Here is a 9,892-nt window from a genome sequence, read left to right as displayed (position 1 = left end):
GAGACCGGATGCCAGATGGCTACCCCCAGTGAGATTAGCTTACGAGTGCCACACATCCTGTCAATCAACTCCGAGCGACCATTCGAATAATTCGGGCGACTTCCGCTACTTCGTCGGGGTGCGGACGTAGCGGGTTCGAGGATCCAACGGTGACATCGAGGGTGCTGGGGAAACCGTTCACAAGCATGTTTGGAGTGAGTGATAACGCATGCCGCCGAACAAGGGTTACACCGCCCAGGACGCGCGTGCCGATGAGGGGCGGGGGACCCACCCGGTCGTTATCGACGAGGACCGGGAAGGAAAGGTGCAGCCGGGGCGTCTGTGCGTGCGGCTCACGCCGGTTCACCCCTGGATCGACCGAAGGGGCTTCCGCTCCCTAGAGTTGGGGTATGACCCGCTCTCCTGAGACCTCGTCCGACTGCGATAGACCCGGTGCCCGGCGGAGGCCGGGCCGGACAGCTCTTTTCGAGGTGGCCCGATGAACGGTGAACTGGGGTTGAACATCGCACTGGTCGTGGTGTTCGTCCTCATCGGTGGTGTGTTCGCCGCGACTGAGATGGCGTTGGTGACCCTCCGCGACAGTCAGGTGAACGCGATAGCCCAGCGTGGGAAGCGGGGCGAGAAGGTTGCCGCGCTGGCTCGTAATCCGAACACGTTCCTGTCCGCGGTGCAGATCGGCGTGACCGTTGCCGGGTTCGCATCAGCGGCGTACGGGGCTTCGTCGATCGCTCCGGCCGTCGCACCTGTGTTGGTGTCGCTCGGGTTGGCTGAGCCGGCCGCCCTCACCCTTGCCACGATTCTGCTCACTCTGGTTGTTGCCTACCTCTCTCTCGTTCTGGGTGAGCTGGCGCCGAAACGCCTGGCGATTCAACGCAACGCCCAGTTTGCCTACGCGGTGGCGCCGGTACTCAGCGGTTTCGCGGTCCTCATGCGGCCGGTGATCTGGTTGCTGTCGGTGTCGACGAATGCGGTCGTACGTCTTCTTGGTGGTGACCCGCACCGCACGAGCGAGGAGATGACGGAGGAGGAACTCCGGGACATCGTAACCAGCCATGAAGGGCTGCCCGAGGACGAGCGCCGCATCTTGGACGATGTGCTCTCGTTGCGTGATCGGCAAATCAGCGAAGTCATGCGTCCGCGGCCCGAAGTCGTCGCCATACCGAGTAGTGACACCGTCAGCGAGGCCATCACCCGTATTCAGGAACTGCCGTTCTCCCGGTACCCCGTGGTGGACCAGTCCATCGACGACATCACTGGCTTCGTGCATGTGCGTGATGTGTACGACGCGGCTGCCCACGATCCGAGTGCGCCACTCGAACAGGTTCTCAGGCCGATCCCGTACCTGCCCGCCACCGCCCGTGTCCTGCCCACACTCACGAAACTTCGTGCTCGGAACACGCACATCGCCGTCGTCATCGACGAATACGGCGGCACAGACGGCATCGTCACCCTGGAGGATCTCGTGGAGGAAGTCGTCGGCGAGATCTTCGACGAGTACGATACCGACGCCGCACCCGTAAGGCTCGCTGACGGTGGAGGTCTCGTGGACGGGCGACTGAACTTGCAGGATTTCGCCGAGACCACGGGCATCGAGCTTCCCCGCGGCACTTGGGACACCGTAGCCGGTTTCGTCCTCGACCGACTCGGCCGACTCGCGACTCCCGGGGACACCGTTGTGGTAGACGGCGCGACCCTTCAAGTCACCAGCATCGATCGACGACGCATCGCCGAGCTCCTCGTCCTCCCGGTTGAAACACAACCTCACGACGAGCAGAAAGTCACCTGAGCGTTCGAAGGCGAGGTTGCGAACACGATGCGCGTCGTCACGGCCGCGCACGATGAACGTGCCGATCCTGATCCACTGTCCAGCGATACGATTGCGGCATGAAGACGGACGAAAAGACCCTGGCCCGGGTCCACCGGATGCCGTTCTCTGCGGTGTATCCCCACTACGTCACGAAAGTGGAGAAAAAGGGCCGCACGAAAGCGGAGCTGCACCAGGTCATCACGTGGTTGACCTGCTTCGATGACACCGATGTCGAGCGCCATCTGAAGCAGGAAACCCCGTTCGAGGCCTTCTTCGCCGATGCGCGCCTGAACTCCAAAGCACCGCTGATTACCGGCGTCGTGTGCGGGGTGCGGGTCGAGGACATCGAAGACCCTGTGATGCAAAAAGTTCGCTATCTCGACAAGCTGGTCGATGAGCTGGCCCGAGGCAAGAGCATCGAGAAGGTCCTGCGATCCTGAAACCCGAGGAGAACCTCCGTTGAGTCGTCCCTGAGTGACACGCGGTTGCTGACCAGGTCGATGCCACCTGATCAGCGTCTCATCGCCGGGCATCTTCTCGGGCGATTCCTACGGGATCAGTCTCGTCAGGCGTCCAGCAGGGCTGCCATTTCCTGACTCATACCGGCGGAAGGTGTCCCAGCGGAGGACCCGTGCGAGACGGTCCCTCGGAGGCATGAGCGTGGAACGCGCCGGGAGCAATGGCCGCACAGAAGCATGAGCTGTGGTCATGATTGAGCGTGAAGACACTCATCGTTACCGCCCACCCCGATCGGGACTCGCTGACCCATGACATTGCTCGTCGCCTCGAGCGAGCGCTGCCACCCGGGACTGTGGAGACTGCTGATCTGGCAGCAGAAGGCTTCGATCCAAGGTTCACCCTCGCCGACCGGCACACCTACCAGGTAGGCGGCGACTTCGCCCCCGAGATCGCCGCCGAGCAACTCAGGCTCAACCGGACCGCCCACCTCGTGCTGGTGTTCCCCGTCTACTGGTGGTCTATGCCGGCCTTGCTCAAAGGATGGGTCGACCGCGTGTTCGTCAACGGCTGGGCGTTCGACATCGCCGCAGAGGGGGGCATGAACCGCAACCTCGGGCATCTGACAACACACCTGGTGCCTATCGCCGGGGACGATGCCGGAGTGTACGACCGGCACGGGTACGAGCATGCGCTGCGTACACAGATTGAACACGGCATCATCGACTACTGCGGCAGCCACCGCGGCGTCACCGCGTTCGTGTACGAGTCCGAGCGGGACGACGCCGGCGCCCGGGAGCAAGTCGTCCTCAACGCCATCAATGCAGTCAGCGTGGCCATCAACAGGTAGCAACGCGAACCTCGAGACCCGCTGAAGGATCGGCATCCAGGCGGAGGTGAAGGAACTGTATTACTCACGATGAGGTTGCAGTCCGCGTGCGAAGCTCAGGCTTCGCGAAACTCAGTGTCTTCCTCGGCTTCGGCCCGCTTGCCAGCTTCGGCTTCGGCGTCGGATTCGGCGTCTACACCAAGTCCGGTGGTGGCTGATTCGTCACGGATCGCCTGGCGGCGATCCAACTCTTCCCGCAACTCGTGGTGCTGACCGTCCGTCTCGGCATCCACCTCACCGTCGCGGATGTACTGCAAGTCCCGTGCCCGGTGGTTCCTGCTGTTGAGGATGTCCAGGTCATCCCGGTCCACGAGTGTCAGATCCTCGGGGAAGTCTTTGCCCGGGTCCAGCCTGCTGCTATCGCTCACGAACCGCCTCAATCACGTGCTAATAACTGGAGAGCCCCGCTTCTAGAGGCAGAACCGACAATACCGCAGCAGCTCCTCGAACTTCTTCGCTCCTTGGCTTTCCCTTTCCTGCTCGAAGGCACCGTTTGCTTCGCCGGCTGACTGCCTCTACTACGTCGCCGCATCGACGAGTAGACATTTATACCGGCGCGAGCCCGGTCGACCGTGGAGTCAGGCGGACGCTCTGAAGTGCTTGGGTATTCTGCTCTTTCGAGGTCCGAATCAGGGCGTCAGCCCGACTTGAATATGTCGAACGGCTGTATCGTGACTTACTCCTCTGAGTCACTTGTCCCCTGACTGGTGCCGTGTCCAGCGTCGGGTACGTCGTCGACAGTCCGGCAGGGACGTTCGAGCCGTCCCAGCATCCGCGCTCAGCCGCTCCGTATCGGGCAGGCCAAGGGAATCCTGATGGGACGGGCAGGGCCTGAACCCCACCGAGGCTTTCGATCACATCCCCTGAACGGGCCGGCGTGAACGTGACAGCGACTCGAGCCCTGGCCCTCATCGTCGAAGCGGACGCAAAATCATCTCCAACGCACCCAGCAGGGCAGCTGGATACATGACCGACTCCGGAAGAATCTCGAGACATCGGTTGACACCGGTCCGGGCTCCTTGACCCATGGGGAGCACCATGCCTTACGCGAAGGGCTGACCGCCCTCGCCGACCTCTGACCCGGCCGGCACCCTCGGCCCGATCTGGCAACTCGAGGCCAGAATGCGTATCACTAGTTCTCCTCGGAGTCCCGCGTCGACAGTCGACCAGGTCGCCCGGATACCGGCCTCATAGTCTGTCCGGTCAAAGGGTCCTTCAGTAGGACGGCATGCGACGGCTGCAGCGCCTTATCTGCACGGCGGCCGTATTCAGGCCATCAGTGGCCGACGTCGTAGACAGCTTTGACCACACCGTTGGGGTAACTTTCTGATTCGCGCAGGCGTAACTGCCGCCGATCCTTGTCCTCCTGACTGAAGAGCCTCTTGCCGGCGCCAAGGAGGACGGGAAAGATCAGGAGGTTGTACCGGTCGATGAGGTCCGCGTCGGCGAGGGTCCGCGCGAGCTCGGCGCTGCCGTGAATGAAGATCGCACCACCATCCTCCTGCTTCAGCGCTGCTACGTCTTCGACTGATCGCAGGATCTGCGAGGGACCCCATCCGTCGATGAGCGCGCCCTCATCAAGGTGCGAAGAAATGACGTACTTGGGAAGGTCCTTGTACGCTGCGTGATCCTCTGACCCGACCCAGACCGGGGCGAACGCCTCGTAACTTCGTCGCCCGAACATCAGCGCCGTCGTCTCCTCCAATTCGTCTTCTTTCAATGCGAACGCCTCCGGCAGGAACTCAGTGCTGAGCACCCATCCACCACCGCGGTGACCCTCCTCCACGCCACCAGGGGAATCCACGACACCATCCAGCGACATGAAACCCGTCCACACCAGTTCCCGTGACATCAGATACCTCCATTGCTCCATCCATTGGCTTACACGTTCAAGATAGACGCGACAGGCAGCAAGAAGTCATCGGTTGCCTGAATACCCGGGCCGACCGTCCTGTTGGCGTCGTTGGTACTCCCGCCGACTGTACGTAGCTTCACGGATTGCGTCGTCGCTGTCGAAGTTCGATCCTAATGCTCCCGCCGTGATGCCCAATGAGGCGGCCAGCCAGGACAGGCGCGCGTAATCGACCAGAGTGACGGGGTGTCCGAGTTGAGTCTGGAGGTACCCGGAGTCAATGATCGCTAACGCCCCCAACAACAAAAGGGTGTGGAGCACCATGTACATCAGAGCGACGCTGAGCCCGACAGTGATCACGGTTGCTGCATTGTCCAGCGAGGCCCGCCCGTGAAACGCCGCGTTGCGTGGTGTGGTCCATAAGCCATTGCGCAGGATAAGCCACCCGCTGAGCGCAGTGATTGCTACCAGGCTGATCAGGGCCAACCGTATCGGGTGCAGCGCATCGGCCATCGACCAGATGGAGGTGTAGAAGATACCGAAAGCCCCGGTCGCCGCGGCGGCGGCCACACAACTGGATAGCGCCGACAAGAGGCGCCCGGGCCGGTTGTTGCGCACCATCCCGGCCAATAGCCTTCCCCGGTTCACCCTCCCAGGGCGGGTGATGTAGGAGATGTCGTCGGGCTCGGATGGACCCAGTCGATGCAGCGCCCCGAATCCGACCGCGTTGCGGGCAGCCGTGAGGGAAGGGAATTCCTTGGATCCCTCCCGGAGGGAGGAGATCACCGTCGTCAGTAGTTGACGGGCCTTGGTCGTGAGTCGAGATGCCCCGAGTGCAGGAAGGGAAATCAGTGCTGCGCGGGCGGTGGAGCTCAGTTCACACAGCATCGGTTCCTGAGCTTGAGTGCGGGGCAGGTCGGTGAGGTACACGACGTAATCCCACTCATGGACTCTCCGCAGGCGTCCAGCTTGGTCCATCAGCGATATGTTTCCGTCGCTGGTGAGCGGCAATGTCTGTCGGCTCACCTCTACGTCCCACCGCACCTCAGTATCGACATCTCGGGCAAGCTGTTCACCGAGGTCCCCTGTGAGGGCCTCGGCAACTTTCTCCGGCAGCCCGGGGTCGGCCATCAATCCGATCCTTACCGTCTGGGAGTCCATCTATCCATCATCGGGCATTGGAATCGATGACGGCCCTGACCAACAAGGCTGGTCGAGTGGCGCACCTCACTCACGAGCAGCAGGTTCTCGTCTCGGAATCACCTGTATGCGTTGGCGCAGCAAAGTCCTCGACATAACGATTCACGCACATGTCCAGAGCCTTGGGCTGCGCGGCCTACGCCGCTCGTGATCGTTGTCCTGACAAGGGATCGCGAGGGTTGCCAACGAATCGAGGGAGGCTTCCGGCAGTGTGCAGACGGCCGCCGGCACCACTTTGTGCTCCTTGTCGTGAACGCCCGCTCGCTACGCTGGATGGCAGCCCGAATGCGATTACCGGCACTGATGACGCTTCACCCGGATCGCCGAGACCACGTCAGAAGGAGCATGATCGTGAGCAGCAAGCCGCGGAAAGGGGCTACCACCAGCGCCCCCCAGCCTGCGAGCAGGGCAGCGGGAGTCACCGCTGCAGGGAAGTCACGGCTCGCGCTGCCGGTATTCATTCCAGCGTCGGCGCTGATCGTTGTTTTCGTCGCTTTTGCCCTCATCGCACCCGACACGGCTTCCTCACTTTTCGCAGGCATCCAGGACAACGTCATCGGCGCCTTCGGCTGGTACTACGTGGCCTTGGTGGCCTTCTTCGTCGTGTTCTCCCTCTGGGTCGGATTCAGCCGTTACGGTGACATACGGCTCGGCAAGGACGAAGACAAACCCGAGTTCTCCACTATGTCCTGGTTCGCGCTCCTGTTCGCGGCAGGCATGGGTATCGGCCTGGTGTTCTGGGGGGTGGCCGAACCACTGAATCACTTCGCCAGCCCTCGTCCTGGAGTCACCGGTTCCGACATCCAGTTGGGGCAGCAGGCCATCACGCAGACTTTCCTCCACTGGGGACTTCACGCGTGGAGCATCTACGTCGTCGTTGGCCTCTCCATCGCCTACGCGGTGCACCGGCGTGCCCGGCCCATATCGATCCGTTGGACCCTCGAACCACTCCTGGGTGATCGCGTCAAGGGTGGTTGGGGCCACGCGATCGACGTCGTCGCGCTTGTCGGAACCCTGTTCGGAGTCGCGACGTCCCTCGGACTCGGTGTCCTCCAGATTTCCTCCGGCTTGGAGAGCGCCAACATTCTCGCAGCGACCGAGGCGACGCAGGTGGGGCTGATCATATGTATCACCACCCTGACCATCGTGTCGGTCGTTTCCGGCGTCGGGAAGGGGATGAAATGGCTTTCGAACATCAACCTCGTGCTCGCAGCGCTCCTGCTGCTCGTGGTGCTCTTCGCCGGCCCCACCCTCTTCCTCCTGCGTGAGTTCGTCCAGTCGATCGGCAACTATCTGCAGAACGTCGTTGGCCTTACCTTCAATACGCTGGCGTTCTCCGGCGAGGAGGGTGAGGCCTGGCAGGCGTCCTGGACCACCTTCTATTGGGGTTGGTGGATGTCGTGGGCGCCATTCGTCGGAATCTTCATCGCCCGCATCTCCAAGGGGCGGACGGTACGCGAGTTCGTCGCCGGTGTCCTCCTCGTCCCCACGACGCTCGGATTCCTATGGTTCTCCGTCATGGGTGGGTCCGCGATCTACCGCGAGATTTTCGGGCAGGGCGGCCTGATTGCCGATGACGGCTCCGTGGACACCGAGAACGCGCTGTTCGGGCTTCTCGGAGACCTTCCAGGCGGTCCGGCGTTGCTGATCGGCGCCATCCTCCTTATCGCCATCTTCTTCATCACCTCGGCGGACTCGGGAGCCCTGGTGATGAGCATGATCTCCACGGGCGGTGATTCGAACCCGCGGAACTGGATCCGCGTCTTCTGGGCAGTCCTTTCAGCGCTGGTCGCCATCGCCCTGCTGTTGGTGGGCACCACCGGACTCAGTTCCATCCAGACCGCGGCTATCCTCACCGCCCTGCCATTCAGCGTCGTCATGCTCCTCATGTGCGTCGCTACCGCCAGAGCATTCCATGGCGAACACCGGGCCTGGCAGACCGCGCAGCGCAAGGCCGCTGCCGCGGCAATGGCGGACCGCGTCAGCGATCAGATCAACGAGTCGATGTCGGATCAGGTCGAACGGCAGGTCCAGGAACACCTCGCGGACTACTCCCGTGAGAACGAACCCATAGATGTGCCCAGCAACGCCGACACGAGATGAAGGACATGACGCGTGACCCGCGAGCTACACCATGACTCTGCCCAGTGTGCCTATCCAGGGGAGGGCAACCTCGTTGCGGGAAGTTCGATCGCCCTGGAGCCGCGACGACCTCGATGGTTGCGGCTCGTAGCCATCGCAGCCATCACCGCAGTGACCGGGGTTGTCGTGTTCGCCGGCTACTGGGCCATCCGGTTGATCACCAACGTCGATTCCTTCGACCTCAGCGCCGGCGGCCATCGCTCCGAGGTGACGGCGGATGATCGGACGGACCGCCTGCAGTTCCTGGTACTGGGATCCGATACCAGGAGCGGACCGAACAGTGACCACGGCTCCGAGGACGACTCCGAGGGGTACGGTCAATCGGACGTCATGATGCTGGTCGACATCTCCGAGGACAATACCGATGTGAACGTCCTGAGCTTCCCGCGCGACCTACTCGTGGACATACCGCCCTGCACGGACATGCAGAGCGGCCAACACTTCGATGCACGCTCCGACGCGATGATCAATAGCGCAATGCGGGACGCCGGGCCAGGGTGCGCCGTCGACACGGTGAACGCCCTGACCGGGCTCGAAGTGGATCACTTCATGCTGGCGGATTTTCACGCCGTGACAGAGCTTTCCAATGCTGTGGGAGGCGTTGAAGTGTGCGTCACTAAGGCCATCGACGAACCTAAATCCGGACTGAAATTGCCTGCGGGAACGTCCAGTGTGCAGGGTGAGCAGGCGCTGGCCTTCCTTCGTGCCCGAGCAGCCTTCGGTGACGGAGGCGATCTAGGCAGGATTCAGGCCCAGCAGGCCTTCCTCGGTTCGCTGGCTCGGAAGATGAATGACGAGGGAACGCTGCGCAATCCTCAGCGAGTCCTTGCGATCGCAGACGCAGTGACCCGCAACCTCACTGTGGACAAGGGCCTCGCATCCGTTCCCGCTCTCGTCACGATCGCCGACCGACTCAAGGACATCGACCCCGCGGACGTGAAATTCATTTCTGTCCCCACAGCTCCAGCTGCAGACCCCAACCGCCTGGTTCTCGACGGCGTGTCCGCGCCCCAGCTCTTCAGTGCGCTGCGCGCGAGTGCTGACCTCACTGCTCCGGCCTCGGCCTCGGCATCGGTGGGTGACACCGAGGATGACCTACCCGACGTAGAGGAGCGGGCACCTCGTGGGGCCACCGACTCCGTCATCGCCTCAGCTCCCGTGACGCTCGCCGATGGCACCGCCGGCGGAGACGTACCTCCTATGCTGGTCGAGACCCTGCGCGACGCCGGCTTCGACGGCACACAGTACCTACCCGCGCCGTCGACGCCCATCACAGCGATCTACTACAGTGCAGGGTTCGCCGACACCGCAACAACTGTCGCAGCAACACTGGGGATCCCCATCACAACCCTGGCCGCCGATGACTCGATCTACGGGGTGCAGGTCTACCTCGGTATGGACGCCCGAGGCGGCGTGGAGACGCTGAACAGCCGGGACATGACCGCAGCCATCGACCAGACAGCGGATCAGGTGTCCTGCCAGGACACGAACCCTTTCGGTTAAGCGAAGAAGGAGGTCTCGGCTGGGCTGGGACGGGAGGCCGGCG

Annotated in this window: 8 protein-coding genes; 5 read left to right on the top strand and 3 right to left on the bottom strand. The window is 62.6% G+C overall.

Annotated elements, in window-relative coordinates; genetic code table 11:
• Nucleotides 1-478: 478 nt before the first annotated feature.
• The 3 genes from FDK12_RS14880 to FDK12_RS14870 all read left to right on the top strand — a co-directional run bounded on the left by FDK12_RS14880 (nucleotide 479) and on the right by FDK12_RS14870 (nucleotide 3,113).
• The gene (locus tag FDK12_RS14880) at nucleotides 479-1,786 is read left to right on the top strand and encodes a hemolysin family protein (protein ID WP_137370279.1); all 1,308 of its coding nucleotides are present in this window, start codon (nucleotides 479-481) and stop codon (nucleotides 1,784-1,786) included.
• 98 nt (nucleotides 1,787-1,884) lie between these two features.
• Nucleotides 1,885-2,247, top strand: a complete 363-nt coding sequence (locus FDK12_RS14875) for a DUF2200 domain-containing protein (protein WP_137370278.1) — start codon at nucleotides 1,885-1,887, stop codon at nucleotides 2,245-2,247.
• 278 nt (nucleotides 2,248-2,525) lie between these two features.
• Complete coding sequence (locus FDK12_RS14870) at nucleotides 2,526-3,113, top strand: NAD(P)H-dependent oxidoreductase (RefSeq protein ID WP_137370277.1); 588 nt, start codon at nucleotides 2,526-2,528, stop codon at nucleotides 3,111-3,113.
• Between the two features lie 95 nt (nucleotides 3,114-3,208).
• On the opposite strand, the gene FDK12_RS15120 is transcribed toward FDK12_RS14870, so the two are convergent.
• The 3 genes from FDK12_RS15120 to FDK12_RS14855 all read right to left on the bottom strand — a co-directional run bounded on the left by FDK12_RS15120 (nucleotide 3,209) and on the right by FDK12_RS14855 (nucleotide 6,165).
• Nucleotides 3,209-3,520 (bottom strand): hypothetical protein, encoded by a 312-nt coding sequence (locus FDK12_RS15120; RefSeq protein WP_189636370.1) that lies wholly within the window; start codon nucleotides 3,518-3,520, stop codon nucleotides 3,209-3,211.
• A gap of 908 nt (nucleotides 3,521-4,428) precedes the next feature.
• Entirely contained in the window at nucleotides 4,429-5,004 is a 576-nt protein-coding gene (locus tag FDK12_RS14860) for a dihydrofolate reductase family protein (protein ID WP_137370276.1), read from the bottom strand.
• A 66-nt stretch (nucleotides 5,005-5,070) separates the two neighbouring features.
• Complete coding sequence (locus tag FDK12_RS14855) at nucleotides 5,071-6,165, bottom strand: hypothetical protein (RefSeq protein ID WP_137370275.1); 1,095 nt, start codon at nucleotides 6,163-6,165, stop codon at nucleotides 5,071-5,073.
• Nucleotides 6,166-6,555: 390 nt separating this feature from the next.
• Here FDK12_RS14855 and FDK12_RS14850 point away from each other — a divergent pair, with 390 nt between their 5' ends.
• Together FDK12_RS14850 and FDK12_RS14845 are read left to right on the top strand one after the other, a co-directional pair.
• The gene (locus FDK12_RS14850) at nucleotides 6,556-8,307 is read left to right on the top strand and encodes a BCCT family transporter (protein ID WP_411266178.1); all 1,752 of its coding nucleotides are present in this window, start codon (nucleotides 6,556-6,558) and stop codon (nucleotides 8,305-8,307) included.
• Nucleotides 8,308-8,319: 12 nt separating this feature from the next.
• Nucleotides 8,320-9,849 (top strand): LCP family protein, encoded by a 1,530-nt coding sequence (locus FDK12_RS14845; RefSeq protein WP_137370273.1) that lies wholly within the window; start codon nucleotides 8,320-8,322, stop codon nucleotides 9,847-9,849.
• Nucleotides 9,850-9,892: the final 43 nt, after the last annotated feature.

This window comes from Arthrobacter sp. NamB2, from assembly GCF_005281365.1.
GTDB lineage: Bacteria > Actinomycetota > Actinomycetes > Actinomycetales > Micrococcaceae > Arthrobacter_D.
This window is presented reverse-complemented; position numbering and strand designations above follow the sequence as displayed.